The organism is Sphingobacterium sp. UBA7855 (assembly GCA_002500745.1).
GTDB lineage: Bacteria > Bacteroidota > Bacteroidia > Sphingobacteriales > Sphingobacteriaceae > Sphingobacterium.
Genome location: DLST01000018.1, coordinates 133420 through 156999 on the forward strand (window position 1 = coordinate 133420; position 23580 = coordinate 156999).

The 23580-nt window shown below is 38.7% G+C and carries 17 protein-coding genes; 8 read left to right on the forward strand and 9 right to left on the reverse strand.

The window, feature by feature from the left end; genetic code table 11:
* Window positions 1-9: 9 nt before the first annotated feature.
* From B2107_RS17005 to B2107_RS17015, 3 genes are all read right to left on the reverse strand, one after another.
* On the reverse strand, window positions 10-3666 hold the full coding sequence (locus B2107_RS17005; protein WP_293956872.1) for a SusC/RagA family TonB-linked outer membrane protein: 3657 nt from the start codon (window positions 3664-3666) through the stop codon (window positions 10-12).
* A gap of 153 nt (window positions 3667-3819) precedes the next feature.
* Complete coding sequence (locus B2107_RS17010) at window positions 3820-4959, reverse strand: FecR family protein (protein ID WP_293956873.1); 1140 nt, start codon at window positions 4957-4959, stop codon at window positions 3820-3822.
* 52 nt (window positions 4960-5011) lie between these two features.
* On the reverse strand, window positions 5012-5533 hold the full coding sequence (locus tag B2107_RS17015; protein ID WP_293956874.1) for an RNA polymerase sigma-70 factor: 522 nt from the start codon (window positions 5531-5533) through the stop codon (window positions 5012-5014).
* A 425-nt stretch (window positions 5534-5958) separates the two neighbouring features.
* On the opposite strand from B2107_RS17015, the gene B2107_RS17020 reads away from it, so the two are divergent.
* The 7 genes from B2107_RS17020 to mnhG all read left to right on the forward strand — a co-directional run bounded on the left by B2107_RS17020 (window position 5959) and on the right by mnhG (window position 11704).
* Window positions 5959-8268 carry a putative monovalent cation/H+ antiporter subunit A gene (locus tag B2107_RS17020; RefSeq protein ID WP_293956876.1) on the forward strand — a complete coding sequence of 770 codons (2310 nt, stop codon included), beginning with the start codon at window positions 5959-5961 and terminating at the stop codon, window positions 8266-8268.
* A gap of 62 nt (window positions 8269-8330) precedes the next feature.
* The gene (locus B2107_RS17025) at window positions 8331-8750 is read left to right on the forward strand and encodes a Na+/H+ antiporter subunit B (protein WP_293956878.1); all 420 of its coding nucleotides are present in this window, start codon (window positions 8331-8333) and stop codon (window positions 8748-8750) included.
* Window positions 8750-9106, forward strand: a complete 357-nt coding sequence (locus B2107_RS17030) for a Na+/H+ antiporter subunit C (protein WP_209580376.1) — start codon at window positions 8750-8752, stop codon at window positions 9104-9106. The genes B2107_RS17025 and B2107_RS17030 overlap by 1 nt, the downstream gene beginning before the upstream one ends.
* Entirely contained in the window at window positions 9103-10611 is a 1509-nt protein-coding gene (locus tag B2107_RS17035; RefSeq protein ID WP_293956879.1) for a proton-conducting transporter membrane subunit, read from the forward strand. The genes B2107_RS17030 and B2107_RS17035 overlap by 4 nt, the downstream gene beginning before the upstream one ends.
* 1 nt (window position 10612) lies before the next feature.
* The gene (locus tag B2107_RS17040; RefSeq protein WP_293956881.1) at window positions 10613-11089 is read left to right on the forward strand and encodes a Na+/H+ antiporter subunit E; all 477 of its coding nucleotides are present in this window, start codon (window positions 10613-10615) and stop codon (window positions 11087-11089) included.
* Window positions 11086-11361, forward strand: coding sequence for a monovalent cation/H+ antiporter complex subunit F (locus tag B2107_RS17045; RefSeq protein WP_293956882.1), 276 nt, complete (start codon window positions 11086-11088; stop codon window positions 11359-11361). The genes B2107_RS17040 and B2107_RS17045 overlap by 4 nt, the downstream gene beginning before the upstream one ends.
* Complete coding sequence (gene mnhG, locus B2107_RS17050) at window positions 11354-11704, forward strand: monovalent cation/H(+) antiporter subunit G (RefSeq protein WP_209580360.1); 351 nt, start codon at window positions 11354-11356, stop codon at window positions 11702-11704. Before B2107_RS17045 ends, mnhG begins: the two co-directional genes overlap by 8 nt.
* Window positions 11705-11750: 46 nt before the next feature.
* Here the strand turns inward: mnhG and B2107_RS17055 are convergent, their stop codons facing one another.
* The gene (locus tag B2107_RS17055) at window positions 11751-12842 is read right to left on the reverse strand and encodes a lactonase family protein (RefSeq protein WP_293956884.1); all 1092 of its coding nucleotides are present in this window, start codon (window positions 12840-12842) and stop codon (window positions 11751-11753) included.
* Window positions 12843-13275: 433 nt separating this feature from the next.
* Here B2107_RS17055 and B2107_RS17060 point away from each other — a divergent pair, with 433 nt between their 5' ends.
* Complete coding sequence (locus B2107_RS17060) at window positions 13276-14622, forward strand: peptidylprolyl isomerase (protein ID WP_293956885.1); 1347 nt, start codon at window positions 13276-13278, stop codon at window positions 14620-14622.
* Window positions 14623-14700: 78 nt separating this feature from the next.
* On the opposite strand, the gene B2107_RS17065 is transcribed toward B2107_RS17060, so the two are convergent.
* The 5 genes from B2107_RS17065 to B2107_RS17085 all read right to left on the reverse strand — a co-directional run bounded on the left by B2107_RS17065 (window position 14701) and on the right by B2107_RS17085 (window position 23221).
* Complete coding sequence (locus B2107_RS17065) at window positions 14701-15585, reverse strand: DUF4440 domain-containing protein (protein WP_293956887.1); 885 nt, start codon at window positions 15583-15585, stop codon at window positions 14701-14703.
* A gap of 43 nt (window positions 15586-15628) precedes the next feature.
* The gene (gene cysS / locus B2107_RS17070; RefSeq protein WP_293956888.1) at window positions 15629-17095 is read right to left on the reverse strand and encodes a cysteine--tRNA ligase; all 1467 of its coding nucleotides are present in this window, start codon (window positions 17093-17095) and stop codon (window positions 15629-15631) included.
* A gap of 20 nt (window positions 17096-17115) precedes the next feature.
* Complete coding sequence (gene der, locus B2107_RS17075) at window positions 17116-18417, reverse strand: ribosome biogenesis GTPase Der (RefSeq protein ID WP_293956889.1); 1302 nt, start codon at window positions 18415-18417, stop codon at window positions 17116-17118.
* Window positions 18418-18585: 168 nt separating this feature from the next.
* Entirely contained in the window at window positions 18586-20220 is a 1635-nt protein-coding gene (locus B2107_RS17080) for a RagB/SusD family nutrient uptake outer membrane protein (RefSeq protein WP_293956890.1), read from the reverse strand.
* A gap of 10 nt (window positions 20221-20230) precedes the next feature.
* Window positions 20231-23221 (reverse strand): SusC/RagA family TonB-linked outer membrane protein, encoded by a 2991-nt coding sequence (locus B2107_RS17085; RefSeq protein WP_293956892.1) that lies wholly within the window; start codon window positions 23219-23221, stop codon window positions 20231-20233.
* Between the last annotated feature and the right edge of the window lie 359 nt (window positions 23222-23580).

Consider the following 23580-nt stretch of genomic DNA (forward strand, 5'->3'; position numbering starts at 1 on the left):
CATTATTTATTAAAATCCAACTTTTAAAGACAAAGTGTATTGCTTAGGTATTGGTAATGCTACTCCTCCTGAAGCAAAAAATTCAGGGTCTTGACCTTTCAATTTTTTATCTGAATAAATCAACCAAAAGTTATTTGCTGTTATACCAATTGAAGCATGATTTGCTTTGATAGATTTAAGAAAATTAGATGGTAATGTGTAAGCCAATGCTAACTGTTTTAATCTAACAAATCCTCCATCAGCAACTCTCACGGTAGAATAATTGTAGGTATTGTAAGGGTACTGTCCACTAATCGTATTAGCTGCCTCAACATCTAAAATCGAAGGAATATTTGTTATTGCTTCATCTCCAGACATTGTCCATCGGTCCTTAAATTCATTTGGCATTGCGTCTAAATCAGAATAGGAAGTACCGAATGACGGGTTTAGCCTAATTTTATTCCCAGCTGAGAATGTAAATAATGCATTTAATGTAAAACCTTTGTAACTAAATGAATTATAAAAACCTCCTGTCAATTTAGGATCAGTAGGCCCTTCATATTTCAGGTACTTCGTTTCGAGACTCTGCATATAAACATTAATACCTTTCTCTCCTTTTTCGTTGATAAATTCAGGAATACCTGTATCATGATTTAATCCAGTAAATTCTACAGAGTATAACCCACGATATGGATAACCTTCTTGAGGTCCACCATCAGCAGTCACCAAATTAAAAATAGATTGCGGGCTTGATAACTTCGTTACTTTGTTTTTATTGTAGCCAAAATTGAAATTGCTTCTCCAACTGAACGAATCGTTCTTGATAATTGGTCCGCTTAACGTTACCTCGATACCTTTTGAATTCATATCCGCATAATTGGCTGTGATCAAATATTGACCTCCGATACCCGAAGTGCGCAAGGGACTAATCAAATCAAAACCATTTCGATTGTATAGATCAATGGTCAAGTTCAATTTACTTTTAAAGAAACTCATATCGAAACCTAAATTTGTTTCGTATTGTTTTTCCCAAGTGAGATCCTTATTTTCAATATACTGTATATTCATTACAGATTCTATTTCATCTAAATAAGGTCTTAAGGCACTTCCATTCCTAAGTACTAACGCTGAATTGGTTGCACTACCAAGACTAGCTGTTAGTCCGTAAGTACCACGAATCGTTAATTTATTTAAGATATCCTGATTTTGCATAAATGCTTCTTCATCAACATTCCACGCTCCTGAAATATTCCATGTCGGTAACCATCTTGCTGTCTTTGAACTTCCTAATTGGTTCGATCCATCATAACGACCAGTAAAATTGATAGAATACTTTCCATCATAAGAATATGCCGCTCGTGTCATAAATGCCGAAAAACGGTCATACTTATGCCCCATTGAATAATAATTCAGGTTGTTTAATGTCGCCTGTTTTATAATATTCGGGTCTATAAATGGAACTCCCCCCTTATCATATTGGTACCCATAACCAATCATACTTCTGGCTTGGCGATCTGCTATACGTAACTCTTGGAATGCATAAATATTAACAAGGTGCTTTTCATTAAAAGTATTATCATACTCAAATGAGTTTCTAACCATGTATGATTTTAAGAAATCATCACTGGTATTATAAAACCCTCCATAAGGTAGTACAACTACAGGTTGTAATTCAGGGTGTGCTGGATCTCGGTAAAGGAAGCGGTTATTCTCCTGAACATAGGAATCGTAATCTGCCCTATAAGCATTTGCCATGTTCGAATTTTCCCTTACTTTATGTTCATTACCGCTTTTAACGTAGCGCATTGAAGCTAACACATCATATTTAAAATTTTTGGAAAACTTATAATTCGCACCACCTTGAATTTTTAAATCCAACATACTTAAGTCCAAACTATTATTATCCAATTCGTCTAAAATATTAAAGTCAGCAAAGTTTCTCGTAAAACTTTCTCTATTCCCATTTTCATCGTAGGCCGTCATTGTTCGGCTCGTATTGAGAGCATAGCTAAAAGGGTTAATATCAAAATCTCTAGAATACTTCCCTTCAACAGGATTACTCACTCTTCCTACTGTACCGGGAGCTTTTTGATTACGGATAGAACCAGTAGTAATAAAATTAAGTGTTAATTTTTCTGAAAGATTAAATAGAGCATTGATATTTGTTGTATAACGTTGTACTTTATTTCCAACAGCCCATCCATTATCGTTTAAATAACTTGTCGACATATACAACTGAGATTTGTCAGTACCTGATGAGACACTTACACCATGCTCTTGCATAAATGAATTTTTGAACAAGACATCAAACCAATCTGTATTAGCAAGCGCATATCTACTTAAAAACTTGTTTCTAGCTTCAGGCGTATTTTCGAGTCCAAATTTCCCATTACTTTCATTATAGGAATTGATTAAATGATACATTTTGGTATAAACGCCACCGTTCTCAGCTCTTGATGCATTAGAGTGATTAAGCCAGCCTTTACGTGCAAGCTCCGAATAAACCGACATTTGATCCGAAGAATTCATGATATTATAATCGTTATATGTCGGTTTCAAAAAGGTTGAGAAATTGCCTGTGTACGATATTAGCGGTTTTCCTATTCTTCCTTTTTTTGTCGTAATTACGACTACCCCGTTCATCGCCCTGGCACCATATTGTGCTGTTGCGGCAGCATCTTTCAAGATATTGAAACTTTCAATGTCATCCGCATTGATTCCAGCCACAGAAGAACCAATCAGTGTATTAACATCACCAGAAGATAACTGTTCATTCGAGATATTTACTACATCTTCCAAAATAACGCCATCAACAACCCATAGCGGTTTATTATCGCCTGTAATTGAAGTTGCTCCACGGACACGTATTTTAGGTGCTGCACCAAAAGTTCCAGATACATTTTGTACAGATACCCCCGCTACTCTTCCTTCCAACATCCTACTAACATCAGTAATACCGTCCTGTTTGATATCTGATCCTTTTATTGTAGTCGCGGCACCAGTAAATAGCTTTCTATTTAAATTTTGATAACCGGTAGAAACAACATCCACTACATCCAGCTGTCTTTCATCGGATTCCAATTCAATAGCAATACTACTGCGTCCTCCCACCGCTACTTCTTTCTGTGAATAGCCAATAAATCGTACTATCAAAACTGCATTGGCTGATGCATTAATCTTGAAATACCCAGATTCATCTGTTTGAGTTGATATGGAAGTCCCCTTAACTGAGACGGTGACTCCGCTCAAACCTTTTCCGTTTTTATCCTTAATAGTTCCAGAAACAACCTGTTGCAAAGTATTTATGGTCGAATGATTATCTACATCACCATTTACAGATATCGTATTCGCAATAATCTTATAATCGATATGATTATTGCGCAAAACAGAATTCAAGGCTTCTTCAACAGAGGCATTCTTCAAATTCACACTGACACGTGCTTTAGAATCGATATTTTCTCCGTAAAATAGCTGCAGGTTGGACTGTTTGGAAATCGCACTGAGCGCTTCTTCAATCCGTGCATTTTTCATTTTCAACGTAACTTTCTGCGCAATGCCGTTGGCTTGAACTCCGGTCACAAAGGCGAAAAGAAGGCAGGTACTAATTTTCATAATACGTAAAGGTTTACAAAACCGAGGGTCATGAGGTATCAGTCGCCACGTTTTGCCAAATGGTAAGTTATTCATACATTTACTCTTTGTGGTTAATAGGGTTTACTTAATTCGCATTTTTAATTTTTTAGGCCTTTTAATCATTCCGGAACGGGGATGCTGCAACATTCCTGTTCTTTTTTTGTATAAGGCTCGTAGGTTAGGTATTAATTTTTCACATAAGCACTTTTATTTATTTTCTATAATTAATTCTTTTCCGTGAAGTTCAAACTTCAAATCACAAACATAGGTCAGCATTTCCAAAACTTGCGATAGCTTGACATCACGCTTAAAATTACCTGTATACACTTTATTCAATGCGACATCTTGCTTAAATTTGACCTGGATGTCATACCATTTCGAAAGCGTGGAAGCGATCTCCACAATTGTCTCTTTCTTAAAATAAAACTGATTATTATGCCAAGAAAGATCATGCTCTAAATCTGCCGCTCCCTTATGAAGCTGGCCAGCAATAAGGTTAGCATATTCTCCAGGTTCCAGAATGATCACATCTCCCGAGTTACTTACTTGAACTCTTCCGGAAGACAATGTCGTTCGAACATTATTACTATAAGCATTGATATTGAAATGTGTACCTAACACCTTCACTTCATTCCCCTTGGATTCTACAAAAAATGGACGCTTGGCATCATGGGAAACTTCGAAATAAGCTTCACCCTCCAAAATAACACGACGTTCTTTATCGGGAAATTTTACAGGAAATTTAAGTTGAGAGTTTGCATTCACCCAGACTAGGGTACCATCTTCTAAAGATAATTTGTAAAAGTTTCCTTTGGGAACAACCAATGTATTAAATTGTAATAGTACGTCTTCTGCCGGAACGTCCAGGCGAGCCATATTATCTGCAAGGAATTTTGGATCTACAGTTTTGCGCGTCTTCTCCAAAGGCATAATCGATCCATCAGCCAAAACCAACAGAGCCCCCGACTCTGCAGGTGAGATATCTGTTTTTACCAAACGAGCAGATGATGCTTTACTAGAAACTATTCCTTCCTCATGGAGGATATAAAAGAGCGACGTCGCCATTATTATTAAAATAACGGCTGCAGCACCAAAAAGAGAAACGTAATTTTTCTTAATTCTCTTTGGGGTCCGCTGAATGTTACGCCAAGCACCATCTTCATCCAAATTATCTAGAAAGATAAGATCTCCCTCTATATTCTTTGCGTCCTGAAAGCTTTCAATTAAATCATCATTGCGCTTATCAGATTTTCGCCAATGTTCAATTGCATCCCGTTCCGCTATGGTTTCGTGACCTCGAAGCAATTTATTAATGAGTCTGGCAATGTAATTGGTGTTGGTGTTCATATCTATAGGTTAGAAACCCTATAGAATGACGAAGGGTGACAATAAATTAAAATTATTTTAATAAAAAAATAATAATGGGTAAAAACTCGGGATGCAACCTCTCCAGCAAGATCTTCATCCCACGTTGTTTTTGGGTCTTAACTGTGTTTACACTAATTTGAAGTCGTTCTGTAATTTCAAGATTTGACAACCCCTCCAAATAGCCCATCTTAAAAATCTGTTGACAAGCCGAAGGCATTTGGGCAATAATTCGATAAACTTCATTGATCACTTCGGTATGAATAATGGAAAGCTCAACGGAATGCTCATCTTCCTCATTGAATTCAACCCGCGTCCAATACTTTTCCTTTACTTTTTCATGACGTAAATGCTTTAAACAAGAAAACCGCACAGCAGTATATAAATAGTTTCGCACAAACGCTTCGGATTCATCCATCCGCTGTTTTTCTCTGAAAAAGGTAACAAAGGCTTCCTGTACCAGATCTTCTGCAACAGAAGATTCTCCCACAAATTTCCATGCAAAATGGCACAAACTTTTATAATGCTGTCTAAATAACTTTTCTTCAGGTCCCATACTATAAAGCGAAAGCGGGTGTAATAAAAAATTGATCAGTTACGATTAACGGAGTCCGATAAACTAGTCTAGCATAAAGATAGAGATTTAATCTTATTTTAACAATTATTAACATATTTATTACCTATTTTGCAAAGACCATCAAGATAATTACAATGAAAATACGTAGTTAACTAACCTAAAATATTTATCTCGGCTATCATTTTATCATTAACAAATTCCATTACGAGCAAATCCATTCTTATATTTTTTACGTTCATTCGATACAAAACACATAAAAATCTCGGTTTTTCCGAGTTATTTTACTATATTGTAAACTTTCAAAAAACCTTCATCGCCCTATCAGCGTTGACTAAGATGAAATGTTGAAGGTACTAATTGACAAGTAAAACAAACACTTCAATAAAAATTAAAACAAAGACTAAATGCTATTTACTGTTCTGTCAGGATTAATAACATCGAGCCTTATTGTTCCATTTGGTCGTTTCCTAAAAACCAAATGGGGTTTTATTCTCGCATTCTTACCGGTACTTCTATTTCTATATTTTGCTCAATATGTTGTACCTATTGGTCAAGGCTCCTATTTTGTACAGTCGACCTCATGGGTGCCCTCTCTAGGCATCAATCTGGATTTTAAACTGGATGGGCTATCCCTACTTTTCGCCTTATTGATTACCGGTATCGGAGCTTGTATCTTTTTCTACGCTAATGCCTATCTCAAAGGGCACCGGTATATCGATCGATTCTTTGGCTACCTCTGCTTATTTATGTCAGCAATGCTGGGGCTTGTCCTATCGGACAATATGTTATTATTGTTTATCTTTTGGGAATTGACTTCAATCAGCTCATTTTTTCTCATTGGATTTAACAATGATAACAACGAGTCACGCAAAAGCGCATTGACCGCTCTGTCTATCACCGGTCTAGGTGGCTTCTTTCTACTGGCAGGTTTCATTTTACTGGGTAATATCGCAGGTACTTATCATATTACAGCACTGCTCGACAAAGTATCACTCATTCAACAACACCCACTCTTCCCCTTGGTATTTGGCCTAGTGGCACTCGGAGCAATAACAAAATCTGCACAGTTCCCTTTCCATTTTTGGTTACCCGGTGCCATGAAAGCACCAACGCCAGTATCGGCCTACCTCCATTCTGCAACCATGGTCAAAGCAGGTATTTATCTTTTGGCCCGCTTTTCGCCGATTCTTGGAGGAAACCCCATCTGGATGTACTCCCTGATGGCCATTGGTGGCTTTACGATGCTTTACACCGCCTTTCATTCGCTGTTCAGAACGGACTTAAAAGGGGTTTTGGCCTATTCAACGATATCCGCACTAGGAATTTTGGTTTTTTTATTGGGTCTTGGTACAAAGGAGGCCATTATTGCAGCATGTGTATTTATACTTGTACATGCCTTATATAAAGCCGCTTTATTCCTTATTACGGGAATTATAGACCATGAAACCAGCACAAGGGATCTAACGGTTTTGCGGGGACTGCGTAAGGTTTTGATGCCTGTCGCTATCGCAGGTTTTCTTGCGGCACTTTCCAGCGCTGGTATTCCGCTTACTTTTGGATTTATCGGAAAGGATCTGATCTACGAGGCAACGCTACATGCAGCCCCTGATTTATTTCTCTATTTGACAGCAGCTGCGGTCGCAACAAATATATTATTGGTATCCGCTGGATTTATGGCCGGTATCAGACCTTTTATGGGGAAGTTGCCCGAACAATTCAGTAAAATCCATCTGCCTTATAAAGCCATGTGGATACCCCCATTGCTTTTAGCCATTGTTGGTGTCATTTTTGGCTGTATTCCCGGACTTATCGGAGAATGGATTGCAGGGCCAACCGCGGTAAGTATACTGGCCAAAACGGAAGTTTTTCATCTAAAAATCTGGCATGGCTTTAATTTAATCCTGCTACTAAGCGCGATTACAATTGCTGCCGGTACGCTCCTCTATTTCGCAAACAAGCCAAGTAATAACAAATTGACCTGGATCGCGAAATTCAATAAGATTTCTCCAGAATATATGATCAACCTGTGTGCACAGGAAATTGCGCTGTTCTCCGCTTTCTTTACAAACAAAATGCACAACGGCTACTTGCGTTCATATTTATTAAAAATCATCCTATTTGCGGAAGTATTGATCGCCTACCAGCTATATCTCGGGGGGCCACTCCACATCAAATGGGAAACGCTATCGCCCGTAAGCTTCTATGAAGTAACGACGGTCTGTATTTTAATCGGCGCTATTGTATTGACGATACGAACCACATCCCGATTGACAGCAGTCGTAGCTACTAGTGTCGTAGGTTATGCCATATGTCTCATTTTCGTGTTTTACAGTGCTCCAGATTTAGCAATGACGCAATTTACCATAGACACCCTTACGGTAGTACTCTTTGTCTTGGTACTGTTTAAACTCCCTCCCTTCTTGAATCTGGCAAACAGACGCACCGTCATTCGTGACGCCATAGTCGCTGTCATTTTTGGCGTTTTGCTATCCATGGTAGCACTCCGTGTCCTGCATGAACCAACAACGACTAATATCAGTGATTTCTACGGCGACTATGCTTATGTGCTTGCTAAGGGTAAAAATGTAGTCAATGTACTGCTTGTAGATTTCAGAGGCTTCGACACCATGTTTGAGATTGTCGTGTTGAGCATTGCAGCATTGGGAGTATACAGCTTATTAAAATTGCGTTTAAAACCTTCGGATAAAGAATAATAAATGTTTAACAGCTATGGGTCCGTAAACGGATAGCATGATGCATAGCTAAATAGTAACAAATGAACAGTACAATATTACAGACCGCTACGCGATATCTATTACCGATACTCTTACTTTTCTCGGTATTTCTGCTATTAAGGGGCCACTACTACCCTGGGGGTGGCTTCGTGGGAGGCTTGGTCGCTTCTATTGCCTTTGTTTTGCATAGTTTTGCCTTTGGCCCACAAAACACCATGAAATTAATTCAATATAAACCCTTATCTCTCATTCCCATAGGACTGGGCGTTTCGGCGATAAGCATGTTCCTACCCGTTTTCTTTGGCTATCCTGTTATGACGGGACTGTGGCTTGAGGAAAAAATTCCAGTCATCGGTATGATCGGAACAGCTTTGTTTTTTGATCTTGGTGTATATTTTGTCGTTATTGGCGTCGTACTTACAATTTTATTTACAATTGCATTAACTACTGAAGAAGAATAATGGAACTGATTCTTGTTTTATTAATAGGCATTTTATATGCCGCTGGGATATACCTTATCCTCCGTCGAAGCATGGTTAAACTATTGTTGGGTATTATGTTACTGGGCAATGGTACCAATATACTGATCTTCTTATTGGGGAATATTATTAAAGGAAAACCGCCTATTATTGCACCCGATCTGAAAGTATTCACCGATATTTATGCGGATCCAATTCCGCAAGCTCTTATTTTAACAGCCATCGTGATTAGCTTTGGCTTAACCTCCTTTGCCATCGTTCTACTCAAACGTGTCTATGCATTGCTGGGTACAGACGATTTGGATGATTTGAACACCCCTGAGGAAGAAGATATATGATAGACAACCACATTATTGCCACGATCATCGTGCACCTATTTATTGCTATTGTCCAACTGATGTTTTGGCGCAAATCTACTGCACAACGTTTTCTGAGCGTTGGTGGAAGTTTGCTCGTCCTTATTCTTGCTTTTAAATTATTCTTCAAGGTCTACGAAGGTGGTATTTTAACCATGAATGCCGCCAATTGGAAAGCTCCCTTTGGAATTGTCTTTGTTGCTGACCTATTCAGTAGCACCCTCGTCCTTCTCACATCAATTGCAGGTCTTGCTGTCTCTATCTTTTCCTGTGTCGGGGTAGGCCGCCAGCGTATTCTCTACGGATACTTCCCTATCTTCCACTTTTTAATGATGGGACTGAATGGAGCCTTTCTTACTGGAGATATCTTCAACCTGTATGTATGGTTTGAAGTAATTATCATTTCTTCTTTCGTACTCATGACATTGGGGGGGAGAAAATCGCAACTGGAAGGTGCTGTAAAATATATGGCCATGAATATCCTGGCCTCCACATTTTTCTTAACAGGCATAGGCATACTTTATGGTATTTCAGGATCATTGAATATGGCCGACTTGGCCTTACGTATTCCAAAGATACAGAACCAAGCGCTAGTGGAAATTACGGCAACATTTTTTTTGATCGGTTTTGGTATTAAATCTGCCATATTTCCACTCTACTTCTGGCTACCATCATCTTATCATACCCCGCCCTCTGCAGTAGCGGCGACTTTCGGAGGCTTATTGACGAAAGTGGGTATCTACGCATTATTCAGGGTATTTTCTTTACTATTTATTCCTAATCATTTTACAAAAGAGCTGCTGATCGCACTAGCCATATTGACAATTTTGACTGGTGCCTTTGGTGCCTTGATCAAAACCAATATCCGAAGGTTGTTTTCCTATTTAATCGTTTGCCATATCGGGTTTATGATTGGCGGGCTAGGCCTATATAGTAAATGGGCCTTACTGGGGGCAATATTCTATCTGATCCACGATATCATGGTTAAAACCAATTTATTTCTAATTGCTGGTGTTGTACGTCAACTCCGCAGCACCATGGATATGAATAAATTGGGCGGGCTATATGCCCAATACCCCAAAATTTCTTTGCTTTTTGCCCTTGTTCTTTTTTCGCTTGTTGGCATACCGCCCCTATCGGGGTTCTGGCCTAAAGTCTATCTATTTAGAGACGCATTCCAGCTGGAAAAGTATGCCTTTGCGGGAGCCCTGATCATCGGTAGTTTTATCACCTTATTTGTCATTGCCAAAATGTGGGCACAGGTATTCTGGAAAGATACACCTGATCCAGAAATAGTTGAAGATAAATTTGCAGATATGGTTGGGTATAAAAAAACAATGCTCATACTCCCGGTCGTTATTTTGGCTTCTGCGTCCCTGTATATCGGACTCAATGCCGAGGCTATCATTCACGTGGCAGATCAGATTGCTACACAATTATTGGACACATCACCTTACATAAACGCTGTACTAGGAGGGCAGAAATAATATGATAAAGCAATTTTTAATGAACCTCATGTTATCCTTTATCTGGGTTGCACTGACGGGGTCGATGTATTACTCGAACTTTCTATTCGGTTTTATGCTTGGATTTGGTATACTCTGGTTGATGAACAGAAATGAGGCTGATCAGCGCTACTTCTATCGGGTACCCAAAACGCTGAGTTTTATTCTTTTTTTTCTGTGGGAAATGATCGTTGCCAATGTTCAGGTTGCGTATGATGTCATCACACCAAAATTTTTCATCAAACCGGCCATTGTAAAATATCCCATGGATGCAAAAACAGATTTAGAAATAAATCTGCTTTCAACCTTTATTTCGCTGACACCGGGAACACTTATTCTCGATGTAAGTGAAGATAAAAAAACGATCTTTATCCATGTAATGTACATGAAGAACAGGGAACAGTTTGTCTCTACGCTTAAAAATAATGTTGAACGAAGACTTTTAGAACTCTTAAGATGACTTTAAATAGCTATTTTGACTATGTAATCCTTCCAATCTTGACTGTTTCAGTGATATTGGCTTTTATTCGCCTGTATAAAGGACCCCAAATATTTGATCGTGTCATTGCCTTAGATCTCATTATCACCATTGGAATTGGCATTATTACCGTTTATAGTATACGAACTTCCCAGGAAGTATTTTTAGATATTGCCATGATATTAGCGCTTATCGCATTTCTCGGCACAATTGCATTTTCATTTTATTTAGAAAAACAAAGCAAAGATGAATGATATTACTTTAGCCATACTCAGCACGATAGGGGCACTGGCCATATTGTTTGCTTCTATTGGCATCTTGCGGATGCCGGATTTTTATTTACGTCTTTCCGTAACCGTCAAGGCGGCAACACTGGGTGTTGGGCTATTGCTCATCTGTGCTGCTGTGACTTTCCCGGATGTATCCGTAACGACAAAGGCGATAGCTATTGGTTTCTTTCTGATCCTCACGGCACCAGTTGCAGCACACATGATTGGCCGAGCGGCATACATACAACGGGTAAAAACATGGAAGGGAACCACATTAAATGATCTTGAAAAAGAGGGTAAATTAGATTGCAGAAAAGAAGATTTTTAAGAAAAGCTAAGTGCGCTTTTCTTAAAAATCTTCTTAGCTTCATTGATTAAAATAGAATACAAACAGGAGCTGGCACAGCAATTTCTTTACCGGTATCCGTCAACAAACCAGTTTTTGTATCCCGGCTAAACAAAACAATGTTGTTCGTGTATTGATTGGCTACCAAAAGATATTTACCATCGGGAGAAAGATTAAAGTTACGCGGTCCCTTACCTTTAACCGCCATATTGGCTATTTTCTTTAATTCGCCATCTTTCTCTACCGAAAAAGTAGCTATCGTATTGGCGTCGCCCCGATTGGTTGCATACAAAAATTTACCATCAGCAGATATCTTGATATCTGCCCCACCGTTACTTCCTTTAAAACCTTCCGGATTGATATCAAATGTACTTTGATACATCCACGCATTGCCATCTTTCTTATAAAATGCAATTTGACCTGTCATTTCCAATATAATATACAAGAATTTCTCTTTCTTATCAAATACAATATGCCGCGGACCTCCTCCCGCGGGTGTAAAGATATCTTCCGATTCCTCTGCAAGGCTATAGGCATTTCCAGTTTTATTGACTGGATAAATTGAGATCTCGTCGAGGCCAAGATCTTGGATATACAACTTATCCCCCTTTTTAGAGAAAAAAGTAGAATGTACATGTGGTTTTTCTTGCCGAACGGGATCCACTCCCTTACCTTCATGTTGTATGAGTCGCGATCTTTTACTTAATACTCCGTTACTTTCTAGATCAAAGAGAGCCGCAGATCCGCCTGTATAGTTTGCTACGGCCAGCAGGCTTCCATTAGGATGTACCTCGACGAAACAAGGCGCCCCACCCCCTGAAGGAAGCGAATTTAAAAAAGTTAAATGACCGTCCTTAAAAGAATAGGCTGAAACTGTCCCTTCTTGATTCGGAACCTCATTAACGGCATAGATAAAGTTGTTACTCCTTGCCAAGAATGAAGGGTCTTTACTCTCCTGTGTACTCACCAATGTTGCGTCACCGGTTTTAACATCAAAATTATAGATATAAATCCCCTTGCTCTCGGTTTTACTGGTGTACGTACCCACAAACATAGGAATTTGCTGAGCGAAACTCGCTAGCGGCAAAATTGTCATCAAATAAATAAATGCTTTTTTCATAGAAATTACTTTATACGTGTTGATACATATCTTTCAAATCAGAACCTTATCTATTCACTCTTCGGCGCAAAGATCTAAAAACTCCGACTGTCTTGTCACCACAAAGATCCTCAATAGACTTGTTAAATTTGGTTAAAACAGTGCTTTCTAATAGTCAAATGCGTATTTTAGCGCATCAATTTTAACAATTCAAAAATTATCCATTTCAAGTATTTGGATGCAAAAATATTGTTAAATAAAAGTACGAATAATTCATATAATCTGATAATTTTGTGCTGTTGTTCAAAAAAGTATATATTGAATATAATTAGCATACATGTCTGCAAAGGCCTGAGCCTTTAATAATGAATAAATCATGAACAAGTGACCGAGTGAAAAGAGCCCATTTAAACAAATGGTGGACACTCATAAATATCATAAATAATTTATACGAATGAAAAAAAACATTTATATATTGTTTTTATTGCTTTTAGCTTCAATTCAGGCTAGTCTAGCGCAGCGTCAGGTGATTGACCGTGTTGTCGCAACAGTTGGATCGGGCATTATCTTACAGTCCGATGTGGATATGCAATATTCGCAATGGTTAGCGCAAGGAAACAAACCTAATGAAAACTTTAAATGCGGTGTACTTGAGCAATTAATCATTCAGAAACTGCTTTCCCAACAGGCCGTAATTGATTCTATTGATGTAACAGAAACCGAAGTCGACGACAACCTTAACTCACGTTTACGCCATATGTCGCAACAGGCCGGAGGTCAAGAACGTCTTGAGAAATTTCTTAACCGCTCGTTATTACAATACAAGGAAGAAATGCGTGCAAGTGTTTTTGAACAACTGAAAGCTAACAAGATGCAACAAAACATTGTTCAAAAAGTTGACGTAACACCATTGGAAGTAAAACGTTATTTTGAAGGCCTAAATCAAGATAGCCTCCCTTATTTCAATACTGAAGTCGAAATTGGTGAAATCGTCATGATGCCGAAGTTGACAGATGAGGAAAAAAAAGAACAACGAGACAAAATTGAAGGTATCCGAAAACAGATTATAGAGGGATCGGATTTTGGTACAATGGCTCGTATATATTCCCAAGACCCAGGATCAGCGCCCTACGGTGGAGATTTGGGTTTCGGTACACGCGACAACTACGTCAAGGAATACTCTGCGATGGCATTTAAATTAAAACCTGGAGAAATATCGCCCATTGTAGAATCTAAATATGGTTTCCATATTATTCAGGTACTCGAAAGACGTGGCGAAGAGGTTCACACACGCCATATCCTAATGAAAATCAATCCCGGTGCCGCAGCGTTAGAACGGACCAAAAATAAACTGGACAGTATTTATAAATTAGTAGTTGACAAAAAAATGGATTTCTATCATGCTGCCACAAATTATTCCGATGCAGAGGAAAGTAAATTCAATGGCGGTATGATCCTCAATCAAGACGGATCGAGCCGCACAACAGTAATTCCTATGGATGGCTTGGAGAAATCAGTATTTACAGCAATTGATCAGCTAAAACCTGGAGAATATTCCAAACCAGCACAGTTTACAGACAAAATGGGCGATGTTGGCTATCGCTTCAATTATTTAAAAACACGTATTCCTCCACACAAAGCTAATTTGGATGAAGATTTTACCAAAATTAAAGAGGCGGCCAGACAAGATAAAATCAATCGCAATCTGAGCAAATGGTTTGACGATAAATCCAAAACAACATTTATTGATATCAGTGATGAATTTGGTTCATGTGATGAATTGAAAAAATGGAGAAAATAATAAGTTTAAAACACTTATCACCCAAAAAGGGCTTGAATATTTGATATTCAAGCCCTTTTTATTTTGCACCCGTCGTTATTATTTTTCAAACATCATCTCAATCAGAATATTCCAATTGGCCTTCTTGACATCATCTTTCGCCAATTCGCTGAGTTGCCAGATGCGAATATAATTATACTTGACAACTTTATCCTTCTGTCTCACCGTTGCCGTGCCTTTTGTATAGGCGAAATCCCCGCTGTAAGAACGTTTTACTTCTTCGGGAATGGTTTCTATTGTCATTCGTTGCTTTTTGAGATAGGCCATCATATTCGCCTTCCCTTCCATCGGACTGGTCCAGGGAAACAAAAACCGGACATCTTCACTTAAAAATTCCTTATATGCAGTTTGGTTATCGGCTTTCAATACTGTCGACATTAACTTGTCTGTTTCTAAAACAATATCTTCCCGCTGATTTAAGCGTACTTTAGAACGATGTTTCAAATACCATGAATCGGTAGGTTCGATATATTCTAAATCAAATTCACCGTCGTTCCCATTGTTTTCCACCTCGGCACGAATATCGACCAGCCACTTGCCCTTCTTATTCCGCTTCCATACCGTGAGGTATTCTCCGTGTCGCAATCGCGCACCTACCTTCTGAAAATCCATAGACCCCGAAGTCACGCCAAACTCCTGACTCTTCGCAATCAGCGCAAACGTAGGTTGCCAGTTTAAGACATCCGGAATATTTGGTCTATTATTCAGGTAATTATAAGCATTTACTGCCGACGGAACATAAAACGTAGACTCTTTATCAATAATGGAAAGAAACGCCTGGTGCGGTGTAGATGCTTTAGCTAATGCTGCTGCATCCTTATCTGCCTGCAGTAGGCTGCCAACTTTCTCGGGTATCTGCGCATATAGTGTTGTACCCAAAACACTCATCACTGTAACAACAGATAACCTATTCCAAAAATTCATACGCAAAATGATTTCCTCTTTTATAAATTCGATTTCTTCTCTATCAAATCTTATTCCAAAGTGTTCCTTCTTTACTATCTTTCAATTGAATTCCAATAGTAGTAAGCTCATCACGAATACGATCTGAGGTAACGAAGTCTTTATTTGCTTTTGCTTCATTACGTAGCTTAATAACCAGATTCATAACATCGTCAATATCATCTGATACGGATGTCTGATCGTTTCTAAGCCCCAGGATATCCTCGACAAACTCTCTCATGAATACTTTCAGGTTTTCCAATCCTTCTGCCGAAACCTTTGCCTTACCATCATAAATTGAATTGATGATCCGTACAATTTCAAACAATTCGGCAATGAGCACAGGGCTATTAAAATCGTCATCCATAGCGGCGTAACACTTGCAGCGGATTTCAGCTAAATTGAATGAATCAGCACCTTTCGACACCTTCAATTTATCTAACAAGCTTATGGCAGTCATTAGGCGTTTATAGCCCTTGTCAGCCGCATCCAGTGCCTCATTGGAGAAATCCAAGGTACTTCTATAATGCGCCTGTAGCATAAAAAAGCGTACAGCCATTGGCGAATATCCTCTATTCAGTAAGGGATGATTTCCTGTAAACAACTCACCTGGCAAGAAACCATTTCCAGCAGATTTAGACATACGGGCGCCGTTTACAGTCAGCATATTGGTATGCATCCAGTACTTTGCCGGACTCGTATGGTTACAGGCTTCAGACTGTGCAATTTCATTGGTATGGTGTGTAGCAGCCAAATCCATTCCACCACCATGAATATCAAATTGATCGCCGAGGTACTTTCTGCTCATAGCTGAACATTCGATATGCCAGCCCGGAAAGCCAACGCTCCAGGGAGCAGGCCAACGCATGATCGTTTCGGGCTTTGCTTTGATCCACAAGGCAAAATCCAAACGTCCCTTTTTCTCATCCTGACCACTCAATTCACGGGTGTTATTGAGCATATCCTCTAATTTACGATTGGTCAATATCGTATAATCATACGTTTCAACGTATTTCTCAACATCAAAATATACGGTACCATTCCGCTCGTAAGCATAACCATTTTCCATAATCTGCTCGATCATTTCGATCTGCTCGCAAATATGCCCTGTCGCCGTAGGCTCAATACTTGGCGGCAAGGTATTGAAAAGACGCAATACGTCGTGAAAACCTATGGTATACTTTTGTACAATTTCCATAGGCTCCAACTGTTCCAATTTTGCTTTTTTTGCAAACTTGTCGTCTCCCTCATCACGATCGCCTTCCAAATGTCCTGCATCCGTAATATTGCGCACATAACGCACTTTATAACCAAGATGACGCAAGTATCTAAAAATCAAATCAAAAGAAACGAACGTACGACAATTACCCAAATGTACATCACTGTATACAGTAGGGCCACAGACGTACATACCAACGAGATTGGTATGAATGGGTTCGAATTTTTCTTTTGTTCGCGAAAGGGTATTGTATAAAACGAGATTATGGTCCATGTTTAATCGCTGCTTGAAAGCTATTTTTGTCTAAAATATATTTGAATTGGCACACCAGTAAAGTCAAAATTATCACGTAATTTATTCTCTATAAAGCGTTTATATGGATCTTTGATGTATTGTGGCAAATTACAGAAGAACGCAAACATGGGTGTTCTTCCTGGCAATTGTGTTACATATTTAATTTTGATGTATTTACCTTTTAAGGATGGTGGTGGATAGTTTTCAATAATATCCAGCATCACTTCATTCAACTTGGACGTTGGGATTTTCTTTGTTTTGTTAGCATATACCTTATCAGCAACCTCCAACACCTTAAGAACACGTTGTTTTTCGGTTACGGAAGTGAAGATAATAGGCACATCAGTAAAAGGCGCTATTTTTTCTTTGATGCGATCTTCGAACGCCTTCATGGTCTTATTATCTTTTTCGATCAGATCCCATTTGTTGACAACGATCACGATGCCTTTACGGTTTTTCTCTGCCAAGTTGAAAATATTAACGTCCTGCGCTTCTAATCCATCTTGAGCATCGAGCATTAAAATCGTCACATCAGAATCTTCCAACGCTTTAATGGTGCGCATAACCGAATAAAACTCGATATCTTCATTCACTTTGGACTTACGGCGAAGACCTGCGGTATCAATCAATAAAAAGTTGTGGCCATATTGATTGTAATGAATACGGATTGAGTCACGTGTTGTCCCTGCCATTGGCGTTACAATATTGCGATCTTTGCCGATCAAGGCATTTGTCAAAGAGGATTTACCCACATTCGGGCGGCCCACGATGGTATATTTTGGTAAGGCTTCTTCTTCTTCCTCTTCCACTTCAAAATGAGAGACAACAGCATCTAACAGTTCTCCTGTACCTGATCCTGTAGCCGACGAAATATTGAATACCTCTCCTAACCCAAAGGCATAAAACTCAGCCGATTCATGGTGCAATTTAGCATGATCGACTTTATTGGCAACGACATATACAGGTTTGGAACTTCTTCTCAGAATATCAGCGATTTCGTCATCCAAATCCGTAATGCCGGTAGTGACATCCACCATGAATATAACGACCGATGCTTCTTCAATAGCGATATAGACCTGGTCACGGATTGCCTCTTCAAAGACATCATCCGAACCATGTACAAAACCACCTGTATCAATAACTGTAAATTTCTTTCCGATCCACTCGGCTGTTTCATAATGACGGTCGCGCGTCACCCCGCTAAAGTCATCGACAATCGCTTTTCTACTTTCTGTAAGACGATTGAATAAGGTAGATTTACCAACGTTTGGACGACCAACAATTGCAACAATATTTGCCATATTTATTTTATTTGATCCACCCACTATCACAGCAGATGGCACTTTTATGCTAAAAATATACTTAAGCGAACAAAGATACGGATTCGAAAGGGATTATGCAGGATAAAACAAAAAAAGCATTACTCGTTAGGGAGTAATGCTTGTTTTGTTTTATCCTGTAAATATACGTTATGGATTTTGCTTTAAAACGCCATGTGTCAGTGTAATCTGCTGTTCAGGGATGAAATCAATAATTTCATTGGCTTTTGCATCGACAGTTAAAAACGAATTTGAATTAGCGATATGTGTACCCGGATATTTTCTATCTAAGGTATAATCATTTCTAAACACGTCAAATTTCCGGTGTCCTTCCCACGCGAGTTCAAGTTTTCGCTCAGATAGCACCACATCAAGAGCCGATTTTCCACTAAGATTAGCTGTTGTCCATAATCCAGCAGTTGGAATTCCTGCGCGTTTACGAATAACGTTCAAATCGTCTAATGCTTGTTGTGTTCGGCCTATTTTTGCATTCGCTTCTGCGCGAATTAAATATATTTCCGCAAGCCTGGATATCACTGGTGACCAAAGATGCCCCTGTCCTTCTTGCCCAGAACACTTTAGAATAAAGTATTTAAGATATCCATTACGATCCTCCAACTTTTTATCAATTAAAACCGTCCTTTTCTTTCCTGCGATCTCAATAAAATATTGGAAAGAACCGGCACCATTAGACTCTTTAATCAGCGTATTTCTGCCTCCGCCTGAAGTGTAAGTAAAATCTGTTCCCTCTTGTTGAACGACAACACTACTATATTTATAATTATCATCGACATAATAGGCATGTAATTCCTTTTCATTGGCCACAACTGGCTCTACGAAACTATAGCGAATATCTTCTGGATATTTACGTACTTCTTCTAAATAAGATCTTGAAGCATACATTTCGCCCCAACCGGCCCCATTAATTGTTGCATACATAGAACCTATAGTATACCAACCATTGTCTGAATAATCAACATCTTTTAAAAATTTTATCGCAAAAATTGTTTCAGAGTTGTTCTCAGGTGCAGCGGTAGCAATCTCTGTATATTTGTCTCTGCTTAATAAGGTAAATTTCCCTGAATTAATTACCTTATCAGCATAGCTTATAGCTTTTTCGTTTTCCCCCATAAATAGATACACCCTTGCCAATAGCGCTTGAGTAGCATACTCACTCGCATATATATTTCCTTTGTATGACTTAAAAAGTGTTTCAGCTTTCAATAAATCAGAAACGATTTGCTGATAAACTTCTTTAACGGTATTACGTGGCAAAACCTCAAATGGATCTGCATTCAACTTGAGGGGAACCGCTAAGTTGACCGATGGATTTTGGTTATATGGACGTCCAAAAACATTTGTCAAATAAAAATACATCAAACTTCTCAAGTAGAGGTTTTCAGCAATGATTTGATCGTTTTTTTCTGAAGTCCCTACTTCCAGTTGACCTAAAATATTATTTGTACCTGCAATAATTTTATAAGAATTTTCCCAATAACTATTTACCCGGCTATTATTGACAATACGGTTGTAGTTGTAATTGTAAAAGAATGCATCGGTCGTAGTACCGCTCAAAGAAACTTCATCAGAAGGATACTCGGTAACACGGTGCCAATTCTCTACCCAGCTTTTTAACGTATGATAATTTCCAAGGTTTAACGCATCGATCGCCCCTTCTGTATTTTCTATTGATTCGTCTGTTAAATCAGTAAAAGGTTCCTTATCAAGTGAGCAAGAACTCAAGAAGAAAAATATAATTGATGAATATAAAAGTTTATTTTTCATGTGATTTAGTTTAAAATGTGAAATTAACACCGGCTGTTACACGTTTTGGTGAGGGGTATTGCGATGTCGAATCTCCAAATAAAGCTGCTTCTGGATCAACTCCTGTAAATTTGGTTGACAACCATAGATTATCTGCCGCCACGAAAACGTTGACACTTTTCAACTTAAGACGCTTCAGCAGTTGCGGGTTAAAATCATAAGCAAGCGTGACATTTCTCAACCTAAAAAATGATGCATCTTCTAAGTATCTCGACGATGTTTTATTAGAACCGCTATTATTGTTATATGATGCTACCGGATGTGTGGCATTGGTATTTGAAGGGCTCCATCTTGACCATCCATCAGCAAGAATCATTTGGTTATAGGAAGGATATGCTCCATCCGAGTCAAACAATTCACGCCCTCCATTGTAAGCATAGGCTCCATGGAGATAAGAGAAAGTAGCCGTCAATGAAATTCCTTTATATAAAAAACTTGTATTGATACCGCCTTGGTACTTTGGTGTAGAAGCACCTACAAATTGCAATGTTGCTCTATTGTAATTGGATGTGGTTGAAATCTCACCTGTTTCAGCATTGACAACTTCCCACAATGGTGCGCCATTGTTTGCATCTACACCAGACCACTTACGCATATACCATGAATCGATATCTCTTCCTTCGGAATAGCGCTTGTTACCTGCCGGAACGTCAGTACCATCTTTTAATTGCTTGACCCTATTTCTGTTTGCTGCCCAATTGGCTCCAACATTCCATTGAAGTGGACTTTCCGGATCTAATACCCGAGCATTAATCGCCAATTCCAAACCTTTATTGTTGATCGAACCAATGTTGTACCAGTAACCGTCCCACCCCGCTGTGGCCGGGAATTTTACGTAAGAAAGTAAACCATCTGTGTTTTTATTATACGCATCGACAGTTAAATCGATTCGGTTGAAAAAACCCAACTCCAAACCTAAATTCACATCTCTCGATTTCTCCCAGCTTACATTTCTATTATTGTATTGATTTGGAATAGCAGCAGGCTCCCCGTTATACTGTCCATTTAAGCCATACAGCGAATAGGATGCGTAGAGCGATGTTGGCGTATTACCGACTTCTCCATAGGAAACCCTCAGTCTCGCCAAATTGATCATATCGATATGAAAGAAATCTTCCTTGTTGATATTCCATGCCCCACTCACAGCAAAGAATCCTCCATAACGATTATTTGCACCAAATCGTGAAGCACCATCTAAACGATAAGAACCTTGGAAATTATAACGTTCATCATATTTGAAATTAACCTGAACAAGACCGGACTGAAAGGCGTAATCATTTTTTGTACCAGACTGTGACAAAAAATTAGCCGCATTATCAACAATTGTCGACCCAGCTGAAATACCTTTTCCAGCGGCCCCCACACTTGTATAAACATAATCAGAATATTCGTATGCAGCGAGTGCCGAAACTTCGTGTTTACCAAAGTTCTCCTTGTACTTCAACATCTGATTAAAAAATCGTGTGATACGTTTATCAGAAAACTGAGACACTGAACCTTTATTTTCCAATCCTGAATTTGATTTTGGATCCGTATATGACATTGTAGTTTGATTATAATAAGTCAAACTATTCATAGATTCAAATGTAAATTTATCCGATATTCTCATTGAAAAGTCCAAATTCGACTGCACATCAAACGTTTGCCCTTCTCCATAGTTGTACTGTAAGTCATACAGATAATTATTATTATCTCTACCGTACCAGCCTACATTGTCTAGTTTTGTATTTTTTAAAGAACCATCTGCATAAAATGGTGTATCCCAAGGCATATTGAGGTACATGTCATATATAGAATGCTGGCGATCTTTATAACTGGTGTAAGATGCGTTTAACTTAGGTTTAAAAGTTAAATTTTTTGTCAGATTATGTTCAATATTTAATCTACCTGTAAGTCTATTATAATCATATCCTTTTACAGAGCCTTTTTCGTCATAATAATTGCCGCTCGCATAAATTGACGTCTCTTCTGTTTTCCCTAAATAGTTGGCACTAAAATCATTGATAGCTCCATTTTGCGTTCCATTAGCCAGCCAGTTAAAATCCGTATTTAAAACGTCTGAAGTTATATTATTGGGTATTGCACTTTGATTGTTAAATGATTGATATAAATCCCACATCTGCTGCGAATTCATTACCTCAAATTTACCAGGATTGAATTTCGATACTCCAGAAGATAAGTTGACGGCAAAAAGATGCTCACCAGGTTTTAAGGCTCTTTTCGTTGTCACAACAATTACACCGCTAGCACCTCGAGATCCATACTGCGTAGTGGCAGCTGCATCTTTCAGTACGGATACTGACTCAATATCATTTGGATTGATATTTGGTGTTCCATGCATAATAACGCCATCTACCACCCATAATGGACTGATATTGGAATTTATTGAATTCCTTCCCCGAATACGGATATTGGCGTTGGCACCGGGCCTACCTGAACCGGCAACGACATCGACACCAGCAATCTTACTCTGCAATAAATTCGAAACGTTAGGAGACTTGACATCCTTTAATGTTTTTTGATCGATTGAAACAACAGATGCCGAAACCTCTGTTTTCTTTTGACGCGAATAACCTGTAACGACAACTTCTTCCAGCGCTTTGTCATTAGACTCCAGATTAATATTGACAACTGGTCCTGTCACTATCACTTCTTGTGCTTTATAACCGACACTCGTGATGACCAATACGTCACCATTGTTGGCATCTATTGCAAATCGTCCATCGGCTCCCGCAGACGTTGATTTAGAACTCCCTTTAACGCTGATGGTGGCACCAGCCAATGGGCCGTCCGTAGACTGCACTTTTCCATTCACTTTTTGTTGATAAACAGCGCCATGCAGCAATATATTATCGCCCGCAACTGTAAGATCATTAGCATTTGCCAAGTTGTGCGAACTTGTTAGGAGTAAAGCTATTGATAACAGACTCAACTTGTGATTTTCAAGAATCTTTGAAATCATAATATTTTATAGTTAGTTTAAAAATTGATTAGCTTACTAATCAAAATTTAGGTACATGATTGCTAAAACTAAAGGAAGATGGCAGGATATCAAAATTTACAAACAACGAAATCGATTGCGCCAATTAGACAAACGATTGCATAAACACGCATTATACAACCTATCACACATGCACGGAGGAGAAGCATACAGCTGTATCAAAAATTGATCTTTAAATAAATGATGACAACCAAACAATGGGAAAAGATGAAAGTAAAGTGCGGCAATTTTGGAAGATATACCATGCGCTACAATAGATTAGTAGCGCATAAAAAAAGCCAAGATATTCGTCTCAGCTTTTTCGTTTAGTAGCGGGGACC